The 19,769-nt window shown below is 57.2% G+C and carries 17 protein-coding genes; 10 read left to right on the forward strand and 7 right to left on the reverse strand.

Annotated features, from left to right (window positions below; translation table 11 throughout):
* Positions 1–18 precede the first annotated feature (18 nt).
* The gene (locus GLP52_RS03325) at positions 19–834 is read right to left on the reverse strand and encodes a DUF4198 domain-containing protein (protein WP_272903344.1); all 816 of its coding nucleotides are present in this window, start codon (positions 832–834) and stop codon (positions 19–21) included.
* On the opposite strand from GLP52_RS03325, the gene GLP52_RS03330 reads away from it, so the two are divergent.
* A complete protein-coding gene (locus GLP52_RS03330) occupies positions 833–2,158 on the forward strand; it encodes a HupE/UreJ family protein (RefSeq protein ID WP_237271573.1) in 1,326 nt (441 codons plus the stop codon). The genes GLP52_RS03325 and GLP52_RS03330 overlap by 2 nt on opposite strands.
* Positions 2,159–2,174: 16 nt before the next feature.
* Here the strand turns inward: GLP52_RS03330 and GLP52_RS03335 are convergent, their stop codons facing one another.
* Positions 2,175–2,795: a thiamine phosphate synthase gene (locus GLP52_RS03335; protein ID WP_093733668.1), complete on the reverse strand. Its 621-nt coding sequence runs from the start codon at positions 2,793–2,795 to the stop codon at positions 2,175–2,177.
* Between the two features lie 156 nt (positions 2,796–2,951).
* Between GLP52_RS03335 and GLP52_RS03340 the strand changes: the two genes are divergently transcribed.
* From GLP52_RS03340 to GLP52_RS03355, 4 genes are all read left to right on the forward strand, one after another.
* Positions 2,952–3,704, forward strand: coding sequence for an RNA methyltransferase (locus tag GLP52_RS03340; protein WP_237271574.1), 753 nt, complete (start codon positions 2,952–2,954; stop codon positions 3,702–3,704).
* A 56-nt stretch (positions 3,705–3,760) separates the two neighbouring features.
* Positions 3,761–4,912, forward strand: coding sequence for a heme A synthase (gene ctaA / locus GLP52_RS03345; RefSeq protein WP_093733670.1), 1,152 nt, complete (start codon positions 3,761–3,763; stop codon positions 4,910–4,912).
* Positions 4,912–6,387, forward strand: coding sequence for a carboxypeptidase M32 (locus tag GLP52_RS03350; RefSeq protein ID WP_237271575.1), 1,476 nt, complete (start codon positions 4,912–4,914; stop codon positions 6,385–6,387). Before ctaA ends, GLP52_RS03350 begins: the two co-directional genes overlap by 1 nt.
* Positions 6,388–6,530: 143 nt before the next feature.
* Complete coding sequence (locus GLP52_RS03355) at positions 6,531–6,875, forward strand: hypothetical protein (RefSeq protein ID WP_237271576.1); 345 nt, start codon at positions 6,531–6,533, stop codon at positions 6,873–6,875.
* Positions 6,876–7,010: 135 nt separating this feature from the next.
* Here the strand turns inward: GLP52_RS03355 and gyrA are convergent, their stop codons facing one another.
* A complete protein-coding gene (gene gyrA / locus GLP52_RS03360) occupies positions 7,011–9,767 on the reverse strand; it encodes a DNA gyrase subunit A (RefSeq protein WP_237271577.1) in 2,757 nt (918 codons plus the stop codon).
* A 239-nt stretch (positions 9,768–10,006) separates the two neighbouring features.
* Between gyrA and GLP52_RS03365 the strand changes: the two genes are divergently transcribed.
* A complete protein-coding gene (locus GLP52_RS03365; protein WP_237271578.1) occupies positions 10,007–11,068 on the forward strand; it encodes a DUF2855 family protein in 1,062 nt (353 codons plus the stop codon).
* Between the two features lie 18 nt (positions 11,069–11,086).
* Here the strand turns inward: GLP52_RS03365 and GLP52_RS03370 are convergent, their stop codons facing one another.
* Positions 11,087–12,034, reverse strand: coding sequence for a radical SAM protein (locus GLP52_RS03370; protein ID WP_237271579.1), 948 nt, complete (start codon positions 12,032–12,034; stop codon positions 11,087–11,089).
* 178 nt (positions 12,035–12,212) lie between these two features.
* Between GLP52_RS03370 and zwf the strand changes: the two genes are divergently transcribed.
* Genes zwf through pgi form a run of 3 tightly spaced genes read left to right on the forward strand, consistent with a single transcriptional unit; the run spans position 12,213 to position 15,936 of the window.
* Entirely contained in the window at positions 12,213–13,682 is a 1,470-nt protein-coding gene (gene zwf / locus GLP52_RS03375) for a glucose-6-phosphate dehydrogenase (RefSeq protein WP_237271580.1), read from the forward strand.
* Positions 13,679–14,350, forward strand: a complete 672-nt coding sequence (gene pgl, locus GLP52_RS03380) for a 6-phosphogluconolactonase (protein ID WP_237271581.1) — start codon at positions 13,679–13,681, stop codon at positions 14,348–14,350. Before zwf ends, pgl begins: the two co-directional genes overlap by 4 nt.
* The gene (gene pgi, locus GLP52_RS03385; protein WP_237272640.1) at positions 14,347–15,936 is read left to right on the forward strand and encodes a glucose-6-phosphate isomerase; all 1,590 of its coding nucleotides are present in this window, start codon (positions 14,347–14,349) and stop codon (positions 15,934–15,936) included. Before pgl ends, pgi begins: the two co-directional genes overlap by 4 nt.
* Before the next feature lie 87 nt (positions 15,937–16,023).
* On the opposite strand, the gene GLP52_RS03390 is transcribed toward pgi, so the two are convergent.
* A complete protein-coding gene (locus tag GLP52_RS03390; RefSeq protein ID WP_093732353.1) occupies positions 16,024–16,476 on the reverse strand; it encodes a GNAT family N-acetyltransferase in 453 nt (150 codons plus the stop codon).
* Positions 16,477–16,512: 36 nt separating this feature from the next.
* Positions 16,513–16,992, reverse strand: coding sequence for an acyl-CoA thioesterase (locus tag GLP52_RS03395; RefSeq protein WP_093732372.1), 480 nt, complete (start codon positions 16,990–16,992; stop codon positions 16,513–16,515).
* Between the two features lie 89 nt (positions 16,993–17,081).
* Between GLP52_RS03395 and GLP52_RS03400 the strand changes: the two genes are divergently transcribed.
* Positions 17,082–18,707, forward strand: a complete 1,626-nt coding sequence (locus GLP52_RS03400; protein ID WP_237271582.1) for a long-chain-fatty-acid--CoA ligase — start codon at positions 17,082–17,084, stop codon at positions 18,705–18,707.
* A 590-nt stretch (positions 18,708–19,297) separates the two neighbouring features.
* Here GLP52_RS03400 and queF read toward each other — a convergent pair.
* Complete coding sequence (gene queF, locus GLP52_RS03405; protein WP_237271583.1) at positions 19,298–19,759, reverse strand: preQ(1) synthase; 462 nt, start codon at positions 19,757–19,759, stop codon at positions 19,298–19,300.
* Positions 19,760–19,769 lie beyond the last annotated feature (10 nt).

Genomic DNA, 19,769 nt, shown 5'->3' on the forward strand with positions numbered 1-19,769 from the left:
GCGGCGACGTGAAAAGACCTATTCCGGCACGGCAAATGTCAGCGATGCCCAAAGGCTCTCCCAGTGGGGGCTGGTGGGGGTGGTTTCCACGTCCGGGGCAGGGCGCAGCACCACAGCGTCGACCAGATAGGTCATGCCCGCGGTGACCGGAAACTGCACGTGCCCTGCGTCGTCTGTCCGGTATTTGGTCACGGTAACGTCTTTGCTCGCGGTGCGTTCATACACTTCGACCTGAACGTCACGGCGCGGTTCTTGCTGATAGGTCAACGCGACCTCCATCTGCTGATCCGCACCCAAGGTGTAGGGGTTGGTTACTGCGACCAGCTCAGTCTCCAGCCCCAAGGCTTTGTCATCGCCATGCCCGTCGCCCACGGCAATCAGCGCCTTGGAATACCGGCTGTAGCGTTCACGCACCTTGTCTTGCGGGTAGCCGTTGTCGCGATGGTCAGCCACGGCCTGCATGAAATCTTTGTGGACGGTAAAGCCAACGAAGGTCTGCCAATCACTATAGGTAAGCAGTGTCGCTTTGGCTTCATGGGCGATAATTGCCAGCCCATCCATGTCGGGTGCCGCCATCTTGAGCGCGGGAATATCGCCCATCCGCGCCTCAATCTCTTTAGTGGTACCTTTAAAGGTAAAATCGAACCGTTCGGTATTATTCGGGAAATACGCGAGCCGCGTGCCCTCGAACAACTGCCCGTTGCGGATGTCGGTTGTCATTTCATCACCGGGCTGTACTTGATACGCGGGCGCATCTAACCAGAATTCATGCGCAAACGCACCTGAAGTTGGTAATAATGACGTTAGTACGAGTGCGAAACGGGACAGAAACATGAAAACAACCTTATCTAAACTAATACTCAAGCTGGCCTATGCGCTGGTTTTGTCAAGTGGGCTGACAGGCTTTGCACAGGCGCATGAAGTCTTGCCGACGATTGGCGATCTAAATAGCGCCGACGGGCAAGTAACCTTGGATATGCGCATCAACCTCGAGGCCCTGTTGTCCGGCATTGATCTGGACGAGGTGGCCGATACGAATGACGCCGAAAATGCCAGCGATTACGACAGCTTGCGCGCTTTACCTCCGCAGAAGATTATTGCCCGCGCGCCCGAGCTTCTCGCGCAGTGGAACGCTTTGCCCATCCTACGCGGCGATGGTGAACCGGTGGCACTCGAGACTGTGGCGCTGACAATCCCCGAGGGTGTGAACGAAGAGCTGCCCCGTATTGCCGAATGGTCGTTGCAAGCGACGCTGCCCCAAGACACACGCGGATTGGTTGTTGCGTGGCCTGATGGCGCGGGTGCCTTCGTGCTGCGCCAGCAAGGGGTCGAGACCCCCTATACCGGCTACCTTGAGGGCGGCGCAGAAAGCCCCGAGATCCTGCTTGAGGGCGGCGGGCAGCAATCGGCATGGGAGGCCTTTGCCACCTATATTCCGGTAGGTTTTGACCACATCTTGCCCAAAGGGTTGGACCATATCCTGTTTGTATTGGGCCTGTTCTTTTTGTCGACACAGCTGCGCCCGCTGATCTGGCAGGTCACCGCGTTCACAGCGGCGCATACGGTGACGCTAGCGCTTGGCGCGCTTGGCTGGGTGTCCGTGCCCGGCAGTATCGTAGAGCCGTTGATCGCCGCGTCGATTGTCTATGTCGCGGTCGAAAATATCTTTCTGGCCGGGCTCAGCCCTTGGCGGCCCTTGGTAATCTTTGGCTTTGGTTTGCTGCACGGCCTAGGATTTGCATCCGTACTGGGCGAATTCGGCCTCCCGGAGGATCAGTTTATCCCCGCATTGATCGGGTTCAACATCGGGGTCGAGGTCGGTCAACTGACGGTAATTGCAATTATGTTCCTGTGTGTCTGGCAAGCGCTGCGCGTGATGCGCGGGCAGGGCGATCCGCGTGCGGCCAAAGGATTGTATGTGGCGCTGGCTGTGATTGCATTGGCGCTGTGCATCATTCCGATGCCTGCGGTGGCAAAGCTGCTAGAGGCACCGGTTGCGGTGTTCATGATCCCGCTGGCGCTGATCTTTACGGGGTGCTTTCTGTCGGTGCAGTTCCGTCAGGTTGTGGCACCTTACCGCCGCTTCGTTGCGATACCGGCGTCGGTCGCGATTGCGGTCATCGGGGCCTATTGGTTCGTTGAGCGGGTGTTCCTGTAACACCCGCCCTGCGCGGTTACTTCATCGCGGCAATCAGATCAGCGAGCGCCTGTTCGGGCGTTTCGCTGGTCCAGATTTCATCCCCGATGCCGAAAAAGTCGGTGACGGGGGTGAGCGCACGGATCAGATCGGTGGTCAGCCCGCCTTCGGCGACGACCGGCACTTCGATCACTTCGGACCACCACTTGAACAGATCTTGTTCGGCGTGGGTGCCATCGTCCAGCAAGGATGCGTTCACCGGACCAAAGCTGACATAGTCCGCCCCCGCTTCGCCCGCTGCCATCCCGTCATGGCGCGAACCGTTGCAAAAGCTGCCGACGATAGCGTCATCGCCCAGGGTCTTGCGTGCGTGCCGCACGGAACGTGCCGCATCCGTCAAGTGTACACCATCAAGCCCCAACCGTTCTGCAAGCAAGGTGTGATCCGCGATCACCAATGCGATATCGCGCGCATCGGTCACTTCGCGCAGCGCATCGGCAGCGCGCATCACGCGGTCTTCGTCGCGGGTGCTAAGCGCCAGACGCACGCAGGCCACATCATGCGCGTCGAGCACACGGGCCAGCACATCAGGAAAGCTGGAGAGCTCAAGCTCGGGCGGGGTCATCAGGTAAAGCTGCGGCTGTTCGGGCGTATCCATGGCTTGCTGTCCTTTGCGTTATTGCGCGTCAATTAGCGGATCACGCGGGGAAAGAAAAACTTTTATGCCTTCGGCGAGGATTTTTTCCCATTTGGAAGGCCAAAGACGGGCCGCGTCGTTCTTGCGAGGCGATGGCGGCGCGCGTATGAGGTGCCCATGAATGATACAATAGAACACCCGCAGATCCCGGCCTTTGTGCTGGTGCGCCCGCAAATGGGCGAAAACATTGGGGCCGCCGCCCGTGCCATGTGGAACTTTGGCCTTGATCGCATGCGCATTGTCGCGCCGCGCGATGGCTGGCCGAACCCATCGGCGGTAGCAATGGCGTCTGGGGCAGGACGATTGCTGGACGACGCCGTGGTGTATGACGATCTTGCCAGTGCAGTGGGCGACGCAGCATTTGTCTTTGCCACCACAGCGCGTGATCGTGATCTGACCAAGCCGGTTTACAGCCCAGAGGCGGCAATGGCAAAAGCTGCCCAGATGATCAGCGACGGCCGGCGGGTGGCTGTGTTGTTCGGGCCTGAACGCGCAGGGCTTGAGAACGACGATATCTCACGCGCGAATGCGATTGTATCAGTGCCGGTGAACCCTGCGTTTGCATCCCTTAATCTGGCGCAATGTGTGTTGTTGATGGGATACGAATGGATGCGGGCGCAGGGCGATGTGGTGTCTGAACAGGTCGAGATGGCAGGGACCAACTGGGCAGATCACAGCGAGATCGAACATCTCGCGCGGCATTTCGAGGAACGTCTGGACACGGCAGGGTTCTTTTATCCCGACCACAAGGCTGCCAGCATGAAGGTCAATCTGCGCAACATGTGGTCGCGCCTGCCGCTGACCCGTGCCGATGTGCAGACCTTGCACGGCACCCTGCGACAGATGGTACGCTGGAAAGAGCGCGGCTAGACCTTTGTGCGCTTGTGTCCTACTTCTGCGTGAAACGTAGCAGACAAGAGGCACAAATGGCCGAGAAACGAAAGCTGTTCGAGGACGTAGGCGAAGCGCAAGCCGCGCGGCCTGTGGCACAGGTAGGCGGCATTGACCGTGGGCGCGGTGGTGCACGGCGCGGCATCCGTATCTGGCTGTTTATCCTATTCGCATTGGTCTTTGTGATGATCGCCGTTGGCGGTTTGACCCGACTGACCGACAGTGGATTGAGCATCACTGAGTGGCGCCCCTTTACCGGAGCCATGCCGCCGATGAACGAGGCGGACTGGCAGTCTGAATTTGCCAAATATCAAGAGATTGACGAGTTTCAGGTTCAGAACTCCTGGATGGAACTGTCTGATTTTAAATCGATATATTGGTGGGAATGGGGCCATCGTCAGTTGGGCCGAGTGATCGGCCTGGTTTGGGCTGTCGGGTTCTTGTGGTTTCTTCTGCGCCGTCAGATCCCTGTGGGCTGGTCGGGGCGTCTTTTGTTTTTGGGCGGGCTTGGCGGTTTGCAAGGTGCGATCGGCTGGTGGATGGTTGCATCGGGCGTCACCAGCGGAGAAGCCGTTCTAGACGTTGCCAGCTACCGTCTGGCCACGCATTTGGGGCTGGCTTTCGTTATTCTTGGGGTCATCACATGGTACGCGCTGCTGCTTGGTCGGCCCGAGCGTGATCTGATGCAGGCGCGGCGGGCGAAAGAGGCCAAGCTCTTTGGAATGTCTACCGGATTGCTGCACTTTGCGTTCCTGCAAATTCTGCTTGGGGCCTTGGTTGCGGGAATTGATGCGGGCCGGTTCTTTGTCGATTGGCCGTTAATGCAGGGCCAGTTCTTTCCGCCCGAGGCTTTCACCATTATGCCGGTCTGGCGCAACTTCTTTGAAAATCCCGGGCTGGTGCAGTTCATGCACCGGATGGCGGGCTATCTGTTGGTCGCCTTCGCTGCCGTCGTTTGGCTGCGGGGCCGTAAGTCAGCGCATCCCAATACGCGCAAGGCATTCAACCTGATGATTGTCGCGATGGTAGGGCAGGTTGTTTTGGGGATCGTAACAGTATTGAACGCGGCACCGGTACACATCGCGATCTTCCACCAAGTGTTGGCCGTGATACTTTGGGTTTTGATCCTGCGCGCACGGTTCCTAAGCGCCTACCCGATTCCGACATCTGTACGAGGAAAATCTTGATGACTGTTTTTGATGAGTTGATGGCGTTTCAGCGTGAAACCGAGGCGCTTGCGCAGGTTGCGGGGCGTTTGGGCTGGGATCAGGAAACGGTCATGCCGCGCGGTGCTGCCCCGCAGCGGGGCGAGGAAATGGCCGCGATGGAGGGCGTTTTGCACGCCCGCCGTGTCGATGCGCGTATTCCCGAATGGTTGGACCGGATCGATGCAGATGGGCTAGATGAGGTGGGGCAGGCGCAGGTACGCCACATCAAGCGCGGGCATGCGCGCGCTTCTAAGGTACCCGCAGCGCTTGCCGCGCGGATTGCACGGGTCACCTCGGAGGCGCAGGGCATTTGGGCCGAGGCGCGTGCTGCCGACGATGTTGCGGCATTTGCCCCAACCCTTGCGGAGGTGATCGCGCTGAAGCGCGAAGAAGGCCAGGCGCTTGCTGCCGGAGGCGATGTCTATGACGCGATGCTGGATGACTATGAACCCGGTGCGACCGCTGCCGAGCTAGAAGCCATGTTCGGCGCCTTGCGCCCCGAGCTGACCCGTTTGCGCGAAGCCGTTCGCGAGGCCGAGGCACCACCTGTGTTGGAGGGGCGATTTGACATCGATGCCCAGATGAAGCTGACACGAACATTGGCCACGACGTTTGGCTACGATATGACGATGGGCCGCGTGGATAAAGCCGTGCACCCATTTTCAAGCGGGTCAGGGCTGGATGTGCGGATCACGACGCGCACGAATGAGGTCGATCCCTTCAATTGTTTCTATTCAACAATTCACGAAGTCGGTCATGCCTGTTATGAGCAAGGGATCAATAAAGAGTATCTTTTGACGCCTCTTGGTGGGGGCGTCTCTATGGGCGTGCACGAAAGCCAGAGCCGGATCTACGAGAACCAACTTGGCAGGAGCCGTGCATTTTCGGGTTGGCTCTATGGCCAGATGCGCGATGCCTTTAGTGACTTTGGCGTGCCGGATGAAGATACATTCTACCGGATCGTAAATCGCGTATCAGATGGGTATATCCGGACCGAGGCGGATGAGTTGCAGTACAACCTACATGTGCTGCTGCGGTTCGATCTGGAGCGGGCGCTAATGGCGGGCGATCTGTTGGTTGGCGATCTGGAAGCGGCATGGAACGACCGGTTCAGGGCCGACTTCGGGTATGCCGTTGACCGGCCATCAAACGGTGTATTGCAAGATGTGCATTGGTCGGTGGGCCTGTTCGGATATTTCCCGACGTATTCTCTGGGCAACGTCTATGCTGGCTGTTTGAATACAGCGCTGCGCCGTGATGTGCCGAATTTGGACGTTCAACTGGCCAAGGGGGATACCGTTGCTGCCACTGGTTGGCTGCGCGAGAAGGTGCAGCGCCATGGTGGGCTTTACAGTCCGCGCGAAGTAATCACCCAAGCGACGGGAGCAGAGCCAAGCGAGATCCCGTTGCTTTCGTATTTGACCGAAAAGTTTAGCGCGCTATATGAACTATAGTTGTTTTTGCTTTAAAAGGGTTCTAGAGCCCGTTTATTGTTAGAACGAACTAACGTTTTGAGAGATATCAAGTTTGCTATTGCAACCGAAATATGCGATACCAAGCCCAAGATTAGTGAACTTCGCAAACTGGAGAAGATATAATGACACGCTTTACAGCATTCGCCGCTGCGCTTTTGATGACTGCAAGCGCGGCTTCCGCACAGGTAACAACCCAAGCCGCCGTTGGTGGTAGCTCCGGTGTTGCCGAGTACCCAACAACGGTTGTTGGTGCAAATGGCGTTACATACGCTTGCCAAGCACCGACAGAAATCGACGGTATCCTTGCCCGTCGTTGCATTGACCCGAGCGCCGCTGGTGGTGTTGGCTTTGAAAGCATGAGCCCTGCCGCTATCGCTGGTGTTGCAGCAGTTATTGTTGCAGTTGCAGTTATTGCAAGCAACGATGATGATGCAAACGGCACGAACGGTACAAACGGCACCAACTAACTTAGTAGGTTGATGTGTTGAATTTAAAGCGTCCCTTCGGGGGCGCTTTTTTCGTACCTTCTAACGTCTGAAGTCTGAAAATAAAAAAGCCGCCCCTCAATATAAGGGGCGGCTTTAAGATGTTAGAAAGTAGCCCTACGCTTCGGGGGAGATGATTTCGCCGTCTACTGTTTCATCGCCCTGATCTGCGATCCAAGCAACGCTTACGACGACTTCGCCGCGGCCGGTGTCAAAGACTTTGACGCCGCCAGCGCTCCGCGAGCGGAAGGAAATGCCTTCTACTGGGACGCGAATCGATTGGCCTTTGGACGTAGCGAGCATGATCTGGTCATCTAGTTCGACCGGGAACGAAGCGACAATCTCACCGCCGCGCATTGCCTTGTCCATCGCCGTCACACCCAAACCGCCACGCCCGCGCACGGGGTAATCGTGGCTGGAGGACAGCTTGCCCGCTCCTTTTTCTGTGATCGTCAGAAGAAGATTCTCTGCCGCAGACATTTCTGCATAGCGTTCCTGCGAGAAGTTTGGATCGGCGGGTGCTTCGTCCTCGTCGTTTTCCGCATCATCAACAAGACCCGCCATCGCACGGCGCATCTTAAGGTAGGCCGTGCGCTCTTCCGAGGTCGCGTCGAAGTGGCGAATAATCGACATCGATACGACTTTATCGTCCCCGTTCAGCTTGATGCCACGCACCCCGACAGAGGCGCGGCTGTTGAACACGCGCACATCGGTGGCGGGAAAGCGGATGGCGCGGCCCGAGTTGGTCACCAGCATGACGTCATCGTCATTAGAGGCGATGCGTGCGTTGATCAGGGTCGTCTCGGCGTGATCGTCCTCGAACTTCATGGCAATCTTGCCATTACGCATAACGTTTGTGAAATCCGAAAGCTTGTTCCGACGAACAGTACCGGCAGACGTCGCAAAGACCACCTGCAAATCGTCCCAATCTTTTTCGTCGCGGTCCACGGGCATAATCGCCGCAATGGACACGCCGGTCGGGATCGGCAGGATGTTAACGATCGCCTTACCTTTCGACGTGCGCCCGCCTTGGGGCAGGCGCCAGGTTTTGAGCTTGTAGACCATGCCGTCTGTCGTAAAGAACAGTAGTTGCGTGTGGGTATTAGCAACAAAGAGGGTGGTAACCACGTCCTCTTCTTTGGTTTGCATACCCGAAACACCTTTGCCGCCGCGACGTTGGCTGCGGAAGTCGACCAACGGGGTGCGTTTGATGTAGCCGCCCGAAGTTACGGTCACGACCATGTCTTCGCGTGCGATAAGATCTTCGTCGTCCATGTCGCCGGACCAATCGACAATCTCTGTGCGGCGCGGAACGGCAAATAGGTCCTTCACCTCGGCCAACTCGTCCGAGATGATGCCCATGATACGTTCACGGCTGCCCAGAATCTCGAGGTATTCCTTGATCTTCTTGGCCAGTTCTTCCAGCTCGTCGGTGACCTCTTTGACGCCGATCTGGGTCAGGCGCTGCAAGCGCAGCTCCAGGATGGCACGGGCCTGTGTTTCAGACAGGTTATAGGTCCCATCTTCATTGGCCGTATGTGTCGGATCGTCGATCAGTGCGATATACTGCAAGATTTGCTCTGCAGGCCAGCGACGGGTCATCAGCTTTTCGCGTGCCTCGGCGGCATCCGCCGAGGAACGGATGGTCGCGACGACCTCATCGATATTGGTAACCGCGACGGCCAGACCGCACAGGATGTGGCTGCGTTCACGCGCTTTGCGAAGCAGATAAGCCGTGCGGCGGGCGACAACATCTTCGCGGAAATCAATGAAAGAGGTCAGGAACTTGCGCAGGGTAAGCTGCTCTGGCCGCCCACCGTTCAGCGCCAGCATGTTACAACCGAAATAGGTTTGCATCGGTGTGAAACGATAGAGCTGGTTCATCACCACTTCGGCGGTGGCATCGCGCTTCAGCTCGATTACGACGCGCACACCGTTCCGGTCCGATTCATCCTGAACATGGGCGATGCCGTCGATCTTTTTCTCGCGCACCTGTTCGGCGATTTTTTCGATCATCGTGGACTTGTTCACCTGATAGCAAATCTCATCGATGACGATGGCAAACCGGTCCTTGCGAATTTCTTCGACACGGGTCTTGGCCCGCATAATCACGCTGCCGCGCCCCTCAAGGTAGGCTTTGCGTGCACCGGACCGGCCCAACATGATCCCGCCTGTGGGGAAGTCGGGGCCGGGAATATATTCAATCAGCTCTTCCGAGGTCAGATCGGGATTTTCGATCAGCGCCTGACAGGCATCGATCACTTCGCCCAGATTGTGCGGCGGAATGTTCGTCGCCATACCGACGGCAATACCGCCAGCACCATTGACCAGCATGTTTGGAAAACGTGCAGGCAAAACAGTAGGTTCGCGTTCTTTCCCATCGTAGTTGTCGATGAAATTGACGGTCTCCTTGTCCAGATCGCTGGTCATGAATGACGCGACCTTATCAAGCCGCGATTCCGTATAACGCATGGCCGCAGCGCTATCGCCGTCCATGGAACCGAAGTTACCCTGACCGTCAATCAGCGGTAGCGACATCGAAAAATCCTGCGCCATACGCACCAACGCGTCATAGATCGCGCTGTCACCATGCGGGTGGTAGGAACCCATCACATCGCCCACGGACTTCGCAGACTTGCGGTATGACTTTTCGTGGGTAATGCCTTTTTCATACATCGAATAGATGATGCGACGATGAACTGGTTTTAGCCCGTCTCGCAGGTCGGGAATGGCGCGCGAAACGATGACCGACATGGCGTAATCCAGATAGGATGTCCGCATCTCGTGTTCGATAGTGACCGACGGGCCATCGAACACGGGGCGTGCAGCCGGGATTTCGTCATCGTTTTCAGGGGTTTCTGGCGTCTCGTTCACGTAATCTGCCTAGCTCTTGCTGGTTCTATATCTTGCGGTTTCGTATAGCAGATGGGGCATATCGGGTGCAATGCCTGCGGCCTTGACTGGCGGGGATTCACTTGTGCGTCAGGCTAAGCTGTTGAAATGTAATGATACTAATTCTTACGATATATTTGTTTCGCAACGTCAGTTCCGATAGGCAGCAACAGCGCGTGGGTTTGGGGTTAGGGTGTCGCCAAACAAGGGGGGAAATCACCATGCAACAGATTTTGGTCAATCAAAACGCAATCACTGAAACACGGGCCGTCACAACCCAGGCAGAGCCGCTGGCACCGGGGCAGGCGCGTCTGGCAATCGAAAGCTTTGCGCTCACGTCGAACAATGTCACCTACGCAGCAGCGGGCTTTGACATCGGCTATTGGCAGTTCTTTCCAACGTCCGAGAACGGATGGGGCATTGTGCCGGTCTGGGGCACCGCCAAAGTCGTTGAAAGTCGCACTGACGTGCTAAGCGTCGGTACGCGGCTTTATGGTTTCTACCCGATGGCATCCGAGGTGGTGATCACCCCTGAAAATGGCTCCGCCGGTTTGGTGGATGCAGCGGCCCATCGGGCAAAGCTTCCGCTGATCTATAATCAATACACCCCCGTCAAACCCGCCCCCGCATCGGAGGACCATTTACGTGCCTTGCTGCAACCTTTGCTGGCGACATCCTATCTGATCTACGATTGGTTGCAGGATAATGACTGTTTTGGTGCCGAGCAGATCATCGTGGGCAGCGCGTCGTCCAAAACCGGATTGGGGCTTTGCCGCTATCTGTCCGAGCCCAAAGAGCGTGCCTATCAGATTGTGGGCCTTACCTCTGCCGGGAACCGCGCGTTTGTGAAAGGACTGGGGCATTGCGATACCGTGCTGACCTATGACCAGATTGCCGATCTCGACCAAGTGCCGTCCGTCTATGTCGATATGTCCGGCAATAGTTCGGTCAAAGCCAAACTGCACAGCACGTTGAAAATTCAGCTTAAACATTCGTCAGCAGTGGGACTAAGCCATTGGAATCAATTCACCCCGACAACGCCGCTTGAAGGCCCGAAGCCGCAGTTCTTCTTTGCGCCCTCTCAGGTCGCTAAACGTCGGCAGGAATGGGGGCCTGGCAAGATCGAGGCACAGATTACTGCGGCGTGGAAACGTATCGCCGCCAGCGCATCGGACTGGATGGATGTGCAAGTGCATGAAGGCGTCGAAGCCGCAGAAGGGGTCTATGCCGGATTGGCCAAAGGCGAAGCCGACCCCAAAATCGGAGCGGTCATCCGTCCATAGCGCGTCGCGGGCAAGGGGTCAGGCTGAACAGCTTGCCCCGCCCAAGACGCAGAATTTGGCGCAATGGGGGTGGTTCAAGGCGACGTCTTTCTCGGCCTCTTCCAGCGAATGCCCCAGCTCAAACTCTTCGCTATAGGGCAGCAGCGTGCAGGCCAGCACCGCTGGTGTCGCGGCCCCCTTGCGTTTGACCACCATCCGCGAGCTTGAACACATCACCGCGTCGGGGGATTTATCCAGAATACCCCAGCAGGCGGTGGTGATTTCGGGCACTTCGACGGTTTCATCCATTTCGGGGAAAAGGACTGTCATACCAGGGTCTTGCGCGTCGATGTCAAAGCCGTGTTCAGCATAGAAGGCCCCATAGCCGGCGCGGCTGTCTTCATCGGTCGCGCCGAAAACCGAACGCCCTGCGACGGCCATGCGGATACCGTTGTCGCGTAGCCATTTCATACCGGTGACCGTCTTTTCCAGCGCACCAGCACCGCGTTCTGCGTCATGCAAATCGGTCCGGTAATGATCCACTGAAATCCGCAAGGTCAGCTTGTCCGGATAAGCCTCGTTCAGGCGCGCCAGACCGGCCTGCACCGATTTGCGCATCATTGGGCGCATTGCGTTGGTGAGGATCAGCACATCGTATCCGGCTTTAAGCGAGGCTTCCGTGATCTCGATCATCTGCGGATTCATGAAAGGTTCGCCGCCGGTAAAAGCGATTTCCGTCACTGGCCAGTTCCGCTGCGTGATTTGCCCCAAGTAATCACGCACGTCGTCCGCTGTGATATAAACCAGCGCGTCATTCGTCGGGCTGGATGCGATATAGCAGTTCACGCATTCGATGTTGCACAGGGTGCCGGTATTGAACCACAGGGTTTGCGGGTTTGTCAGGCTTACCGTCGCGCGGGGTTCGCCCTTGGCGGTCAAGGCAGGGTCTTGAAACTTACCGATATTTGCGTCGACAACGTCTTTCATAAAGAACCGGGCCTCACCTGATATAATTAACTTTTCTTTGTCTATGCGAATGGTATGCGCAATAAAACCCCGTGTCATTTCGCGCACAGACTTGTGAAATGCGGAAATCTAGGTATGTTTGCGCTAACATTGCATCTCGCTACCCAAAAGTCGTAGCCTCGCGACAAGGAGCATCCACATGGTATCACGCGTCATTCCGGTCGACCCCTTTGATCTGGTGATTTTCGGCGGCACAGGTGATCTGGCCCGCCGCAAGATCCTTCCGGGGTTGTTCCGTCGTTTTTGTGCAGGGCAGATGCCCGAAAATGCCCGTGTCATTGGTGCAGCTCGTACAGAAATGGACCGCGCGGGCTACCAGCAGATGATCCGCGAGGCGATTGCCGAATTCAACGGTGACTTCGAGCACGACAAGGCGCAGCTCGAGGGGTTCATTGACCGTCTTGAGTATGTTGCGATTGACGCAAAGGGCGAAGACGGCTGGGCCGAGCTGCAAAAGCTGATGGCAGGAACTGAACGCGTAGAGGCCTATTATTTCTCTGTCTCGCCTGCATTGTTCGGAGATTTGGCCGAGCGTTTGCAACAATGGGGCATGGCCGATGCGCAAAGCCGAATCGTGGTTGAAAAACCGTTCGGCCGCGACCTCAAGACCGCGCAGGCGCTCAACGCCACGCTGGCCAAGTATTTTGACGAAAGCCAGATCTACCGGATCGACCATTATCTGGGCAAAGAGACGGTGCAAAACCTGATGGCCGTGCGTTTTGGCAATATGCTGTTTGAACCCTTGTGGAACAGCCAATACGTCGACCACATCCAGATCACCGTGGCCGAAACCGTTGGCGTCGGGGGCAGGGGTGAATACTATGACAAGTCGGGTGCCATGCGCGACATGGTGCAAAATCACCTGATGCAACTGTTGTGTTTGATTGCGATGGAACCCCCCGCGCGGTTTGATCCCGACGCGGTGCGCGATGAAAAGCTCAAGGTGATCCGTGCGCTGGACCCCGTGCTGCCACATCATATTGCCCGTGGACAGTATCAGGCAGAGCCATGCAACGAGGCCGAACAACCGGGGTACCGTACCGCCGTTGGTGATCCGCGCTCGCGCACCGAAAGCTTTGTCGCGCTGAAAACCCACATCAGCAACTGGCGATGGGCTGGGACGCCCTTCTATCTGCGCACCGGGAAACGCATGGCCGCGCGCTCGTCCGAGATTACAGTCGTGTTCAAGGAAACCCCGCATTCGATTTTCACCGAAGATGCGGGTCGTCATCGTAACGTCCTGTCGATCCGACTGCAGCCGAACGAAGGCATTACCCTTGGCGTGACGATCAAGGAACCGGGCCCGGGCGGTATGCGTTTGGTCGACGTGCCTTTGGATATGACATTTGCCGACGCATTGGGCCCTGATGGGTCGGAACAGGTCGACGCCTATGAACGACTGATCATGGATGTCATCCGTGGCAACCAGACCCTGTTCATGCGCGGCGACGAGGTGGAGGCCGCATGGGCCTGGACCGACCCGATCATTCAAGGCTGGGAAGCACGCAACGATGTGCCCAAGCCCTATGACAGCGGGTCTGATGGTCCGACAGATGCCAACGAATTGATGCGCCGTGACCAGCGGCAATGGCGGGAGTACTCTGCATGAAGTTGATCGAATATGCCGACCGCGAAGTCCTTGCGATGGACCTCGCCAATCTGATCGCGGGAGAGCTGAAAAATGCGCTCCTGTCCCATGACACTGTTAGCTTTGCCGTGCCTGGCGGGACAACACCGGGGCCAATCTTTGACAGCCTCAGCGGGGCCAATCTGGACTGGTCGCGCGTGCAGGTTATGCTGGGGGATGAACGCTGGGTCGCGCCTGATCACGAGATGTCGAACGCACGGCTTTTACGCAACCGCTTGCTCGTCGGGCGTGCGGCGCAGGCGGGCTTTACGCCGTTCTATGTGGACGGGCTGACCTCGGCCGAGGCGGCAGAAACGCTGTCACCGCAAATCGAATTCAAGCTGCCGTTGTCGGTGCTGTTGCTCGGAATGGGCACAGATATGCACACGGCCTCGCTCTTCCCCGGCTCCAATGGGCTGGAGGCCGCGATGGCCGTGGACGCGCCAGCGGTCTGTCCGATCAATGTCGACGGGCAGGATATCGGGCGCATCACCCTATCGCGTCGGGTGCTTGAGGGCGCAATGTCAAAGCATCTTGTGATTTTCGGCGATGAAAAACGCGCAGCGGTGGAGCGGGCGCAAAGCCTGCCGGCCCTAAAGGCCCCCATCGGCGCAGTATTGAACGAGGCGACAGTACATTGGGCACCATGAATTCCTTTGACGATTTGCGTCAGATGCAGGCGGCGGTGAAAGACCGCTCTATCTTGTCCTTGTTCGACACAGCCGATCGCGCTCAGACGTTCAGCGCGCAGACCGGCGACATGTTGTTCGACTTTTCCAAAACCAACCTCGACCGCGCCACAATGGATGCGCTGATCGGGTTGATCGATGCCACCGATGTGCCTGCGCGGCGTGACGCGATGTTCGCTGGTGATAAGATAAACGAGACCGAAGACCGTGCAGTGCTGCACACCGCGCTTCGCAATCTCGACGGCGGGCCAGTGATGGTAGACGGGGAAGATGTGATGCCGGGCATCCATCACACGCTCGACCGGATGCGTGATTTCGCCGAGAAAATCCGCAACAGCAAAATCACCGATGTGGTCAATATCGGTATTGGGGGCTCTGATCTGGGGCCTGCGATGGCTGTACAGGCGCTGTCGCCCTATCATGACGGGCCGCGCTGCCACTTTGTATCGAACGTCGATGGGGCACATATTTCAGATACGCTGCGAGGACTTAACGCGAAAACCACATTGGTGATCGTCGCTTCCAAGACCTTTACCACGATAGAGACAATGACAAACGCTCGCACCGCGCGCGCATGGATGACGGAAAATGACGGCGACCCCGCGATACAGTTTGCAGCCCTTAGCACGGCGCAGGACAAAACGTCCGATTTCGGGATCGATGCGGATCAGGTATTTGGTTTCGAAGACTGGGTCGGCGGACGATACTCTGTCTGGGGGCCCATTGGCCTCTCGCTGATGATCGCCATCGGCCCGCGTGCATTTGATGCGTTTTTGCGGGGGGGGCAGGCGATGGACCGTCACTTCTGCGCCGCCGCCCCCCACGAAAACATGCCGATGCTGCTGGCTTTGGTCGGCATCTGGCACAATCAGATCTGCGGCTATGCCACCCGCGCCGTGCTGCCTTATGACCAGCGTCTGGGGCAATTGCCCGACTATCTGCAACAGCTCGAAATGGAATCAAACGGCAAGTCCACGCTGATGGACGGCCCGACTGCGCCTTATAGCACAGGACCCGTCGTCTGGGGTGCAGCCGGCACCAATGGGCAGCACGCATTCTATCAACTGATCCACCAGGGCACCCGCGTCATTCCTTGCGAATTCCTGATCGCAGCCAATGGGCACGAGCCGGACCTGACGCACCACCACAAGCTGCTGATCGCAAACTGCCTTGCGCAATCCGAAGCTTTGATGCGCGGGCGATCCCTGCAAGAAGCGTCTGAGCTGATGGCTGCGAAAGGCCTGACCGGGGCCGAGCTTGACCGGCAAGCCCGCCACCGCGTGTTTTCCGGGAACCGTCCGTCAACGACGCTGACCTATCCGCTGCTCGACCCTTTCGCATTGGGCCAGATCATTGCGCTTTACGAACACCGCGTCTTCATCGAGGGCAGCATTCTGGGGATCAACTCTTTCGATCAATGGGGGGTGGAACTGGGCAAGGAATTGGCAACGTCGCTCCAGCCGATCGTCAATGGCGAGGCATCTGCCACAGATAAAGACGGCTCAACCGCGGCACTGGTCGCCTTTATCGCAAAACACGCTGACTGAGGATCGCAGCTTCATTTTGCCGAATAAACTCCGGGGAATGTGAGGGGCAGCGCCCCTCATCCCTAGCCGCACGTATGACGCTGAATATTACCCATTAACCTTAATGTCGTAGGTCACCCAGCTCGTGCGGGTCGCCAGCTTGTCATACACGCCGCGGCCACGATAGTTGTCGTCTGCCGTGATCCAACGCACGGTACCCCACCCTTTTTGCTGCGCCACCGCCTCTACCGCTTTGATCAGCGATTGGGCGGCACCGGTGCCACGCGCCTGAGGGCTGACAAACAGGTCGTCCAGAAAACAGTTCGTCATCGCGCGCAGCTGACTGACAAACGAGCGATAGTGGGTGAAGCCAACGATGGTGCCTTTCTCATCCTGCGCCACGATGCACTTGCTACCGTGATCTGCGTCCATCAGCCAGCCATAGACGGTCTCGCGCATTTTGGCGGTCTGATCGACCTTGTAAAAGGCGGCATATCCGGCAAAGAGATCTTCCCAAGCGCTGCGATCCGCGGCTTTCATAGGGCGGGTAGAGATGGTCATATCATGTGGTCCTCTTCTCGGGTTAGCCCGCAACGGTTACCCTTCGGGACGGGCGTCTTCCGTCTGCTCAAAATACTGCTTTAAACGGTCGGGCAGGGGATATCGGCCAGCGCCGTCCCGCTCTAGCAGCACCAGTATACATTCAAAGGTCGCGCGCAGCTCGTTGCCGACCCAGACCTCCTGCGCCAGCGCGTAAGAGGTGTTGCGAAAGCTGGTACAGCGACAGGTCACGATGTAATTCTCACGCTCCAGCATCTCTTGCACATAGCGGATCGACCCTGATCGGATTACCACGCGCGGACCGGGGCTATCGATTAGCCCACGTTCGACCAACGACTGTGTGTACCGGATCCGCAACCGTTCGAACCATTCGAAATAGACGGTATTGTTGACGTGGTTATTTGTGTCCAAATCAGAGAACCGGACCTGATCTGCCATGGCCAGCGGCTGGGGCGTGGACATACCGGCGGCACGCTGTTGTTCGGGGGAAAGCGGGGTATGGTAAATGACTGTCATAAAACCCTGCGTAAGCAGCAATGAGCGCGCTTGCAAGACCGGGGTGATTTGTCCATTTTGCACCCAACGAACAAATGGGAGGATACGCCATGCTTGGCCAAATGATGAATAAGCCACTGCTGATTTCGAGCTTGATCGAACACGCACAACGTTTTCACAGCGAGACAGAAATCGTTTCGGTCAAGACCACCGGCGGGCTGGAACAGACCTCGTGGGGGCAGGTTGCGCGCAACGCCCGTGCGCTTGCGTCGGCGCTGACCAATCTGGGACTGGATCCGCAAGCCCGTTGCGGCACCATCGCTTGGAACAACCGGCGCCACCTCGAAATCTACTTTGGTGCATCGGGCGGCGGCTTTGTCTGTCACACCATTAACCCGCGTCTGTTCCCCGAACAGTTGGTCTATATTCTGAACCACGCCGAAGATAAGGTGCTGTTCATCGATAAGACCTTCGTGCCCCTGATTGCAGGCATTCAAGACAAGCTTGAGCATCTCGAACATGTCGTTCTGATGGAAGGCACCGACGAAGAGGCCGCAGCGCAGCTGCCCGGTATCAAGTTTTATGATGATTTCATTGCCGGCGGCGACCCCGAGTTTGTCTGGCCCGATCTGGACGAAAATACCGCATCGAGCCTGTGCTACACCTCTGGTACCACCGGAAACCCCAAGGGCGTTCTGTATTCGCACCGATCTACCGTGCTGCACAGCTTTGGCATCAACTTGGCCGACAGCATCGCGATCACCGCGAAAGACGTGGTTCTGCCCGTTGTGCCCATGTTCCACGTCAACGCTTGGGGCGCGCCCTATGCCTGCGCGATGGTCGGTGCCGCGATGGTGATGCCCGGCCCGGGTCTGGATGGCCCGTCGCTGGTAAAGCTGATTGATGAGAACCACGTATCGCTCGCGCTTGGCGTGCCGACCATTTGGCTGGGCCTGCTGAAGGAAGCAGCCAAGATCGGCAGCACGCTTGAAAGCTTGCAGCGTACGGTCGTCGGTGGGTCAGCCTGCCCGCCGTCGATGATGACGACCTTCCGTGAGAAATACGGGGTAGAGACGATCCACGCGTGGGGCATGACAGAAATGTCGCCCGTAGGCAGCATCAACCAGCTGCTGGCCAAACACAGCAAGCTGCCCGCAGCAGAGCAGAACAAGCTACGCGAAAACCAAGGCCGTCCGGTTTACGGCGTTGATCTCGAAATTCTTGATGACGACGGCAATCCTGTTGCTCATGATGGCGTGACGCAGGGTGATTTGGTCACCAAAGGGTACTGGATCCTTGATAGCTATTTCCGCAAGTCACGCAGCGAGACGTTGAACAAGGACGGTTGGTTTGACACGGGCGACGTGGCGACAATGGATGCTGACGGCTACGTCACAATCCGTGACCGATCCAAGGACATCATCAAGTCGGGTGGGGAGTGGATCAGCTCTGTCGAGCTGGAAAACATCGCGATCGCTCACCCCCAGATCGCCGACGCTGCGGTCATCGGGGCGCGCCACGAGAAATGGGACGAACGCCCTATCCTGATTGCCGTGAAGGCTGAAGGTCAGGACCCGAGCGAGGCGAATGTCTTGTCGATTTTCGAGGATAAGATCGCTAAGTGGCAGATCCCCGACTGCGTCGTCTTCACCGAAGCGTTGCCACGGAACGCAACCGGTAAAGTGCTCAAGCGCGATCTGCGCGAAAGCTTTGGCGAAGTGTTGATAAACGGCTAAGTAAAGCCAACACCGGGGCAGGTTTGCTGCGCCGGTGTTCAGCCCTATTTCTGTCCCATCTGCGAAATATCAACGGGGCAGAGTGTTCATATACGGTCTTACATGGCGCGGCCAATGTCAGACGTAGGTTTGTCGCCTACATCTGCACCGCGTGCAGACCTTTTGGGGCATGGTCGTGCTGTCACGCCATTTGTGAAAGTTGAGTTTGCACGGCACGCGTGAAAGCGTCCGAACGAGCTTCGAAATCATGTGTCACCTGAGATGTTTGCCAATCAATAATGGCAAAAAATTAAAATGGGTAATCGTAAATACTTACTAGTTATCTCGATATTAATGCAATTTAAAGGCGCATTGTCCAGAGGGCGTTATGCTTTAGCGTTAACTTTTAACGCCGCGGCGGTTGATAGGTTGGGTTAATAGCTTACCTGCAGGCTGAAGCTGGTCAGGCTCTTTCGTACTCAACATCAAGGGCCTACGCGCTGCGCTCCTCCTGAAAGAAAACCTTCCATTGCCCATATAAAGGCCGCGGAGTAGGGGATCCACTACGCGGCCTTCTTTACCTAAGTTTGAATTTTCCGGCTTCGCAACTGTCACCCGCGTCCGCGATAGGGCGGCACACCTTGGTCCGGGATCCAGACATTTTTCGGCGTTTCGCCGCTCTGCCAGAATACGTCGATGGGAATGCCGCCGCGTGGGTACCAATAGCCACCGATGCGCAGCCAGCGCGGCGATAGCAGTCCGACCAGGCGGCGACCGATCGAGACGGTGCAATCTTCGTGAAATGCACCGTGGTTGCGGAACGCGCCCAGATACAGCTTGAGCGATTTGGACTCGACCAGGTACTGATCCGGTACGTAGTCGATCACTAGATGCGCAAAGTCGGGCTGGCCGGTCATCGGGCAAAGCGACGTAAATTCGGGCGCGGTAAAGCGGACGCAATAGTCAACGTCAGCTTGCGGGTTTGAGACCTTTTCCAACATCGCTTCTTCAGGTGAAGCGGGAAGCTCGGTCTTCCCGCCAAGCTGCTGCAAATCGCTATAAATCGTTTCCATAAAGTCTCCT

The organism is Sulfitobacter sp. M22 (assembly GCF_021736025.1).
GTDB lineage: Bacteria > Pseudomonadota > Alphaproteobacteria > Rhodobacterales > Rhodobacteraceae > Sulfitobacter > Sulfitobacter litoralis.

Coding starts and splice junctions, on each gene's coding strand:
- GLP52_RS03350 (WP_237271575.1), top strand. CDS start 4,912: ATGACTGTTTTTGATGAGTTGATGGCGTTTCAGCGTGAAACCGAGGCG.
- GLP52_RS03325 (WP_272903344.1), bottom strand. CDS start 834: ATGTTTCTGTCCCGTTTCGCACTCGTACTAACGTCATTATTACCAACT.
- pgi (WP_237272640.1), top strand. CDS start 14,347: ATGAATTCCTTTGACGATTTGCGTCAGATGCAGGCGGCGGTGAAAGAC.
- GLP52_RS03370 (WP_237271579.1), bottom strand. CDS start 12,034: ATGAAAGACGTTGTCGACGCAAATATCGGTAAGTTTCAAGACCCTGCC.
- queF (WP_237271583.1), bottom strand. CDS start 19,759: ATGGAAACGATTTATAGCGATTTGCAGCAGCTTGGCGGGAAGACCGAG.
- zwf (WP_237271580.1), top strand. CDS start 12,213: ATGGTATCACGCGTCATTCCGGTCGACCCCTTTGATCTGGTGATTTTC.
- GLP52_RS03335 (WP_093733668.1), bottom strand. CDS start 2,795: ATGGATACGCCCGAACAGCCGCAGCTTTACCTGATGACCCCGCCCGAG.
- GLP52_RS03365 (WP_237271578.1), top strand. CDS start 10,007: ATGCAACAGATTTTGGTCAATCAAAACGCAATCACTGAAACACGGGCC.
- GLP52_RS03340 (WP_237271574.1), top strand. CDS start 2,952: ATGAATGATACAATAGAACACCCGCAGATCCCGGCCTTTGTGCTGGTG.
- GLP52_RS03355 (WP_237271576.1), top strand. CDS start 6,531: ATGACACGCTTTACAGCATTCGCCGCTGCGCTTTTGATGACTGCAAGC.
- ctaA (WP_093733670.1), top strand. CDS start 3,761: ATGGCCGAGAAACGAAAGCTGTTCGAGGACGTAGGCGAAGCGCAAGCC.
- GLP52_RS03330 (WP_237271573.1), top strand. CDS start 833: ATGAAAACAACCTTATCTAAACTAATACTCAAGCTGGCCTATGCGCTG.
- GLP52_RS03390 (WP_093732353.1), bottom strand. CDS start 16,476: ATGACCATCTCTACCCGCCCTATGAAAGCCGCGGATCGCAGCGCTTGG.
- GLP52_RS03400 (WP_237271582.1), top strand. CDS start 17,082: ATGCTTGGCCAAATGATGAATAAGCCACTGCTGATTTCGAGCTTGATC.
- GLP52_RS03395 (WP_093732372.1), bottom strand. CDS start 16,992: ATGACAGTCATTTACCATACCCCGCTTTCCCCCGAACAACAGCGTGCC.
- pgl (WP_237271581.1), top strand. CDS start 13,679: ATGAAGTTGATCGAATATGCCGACCGCGAAGTCCTTGCGATGGACCTC.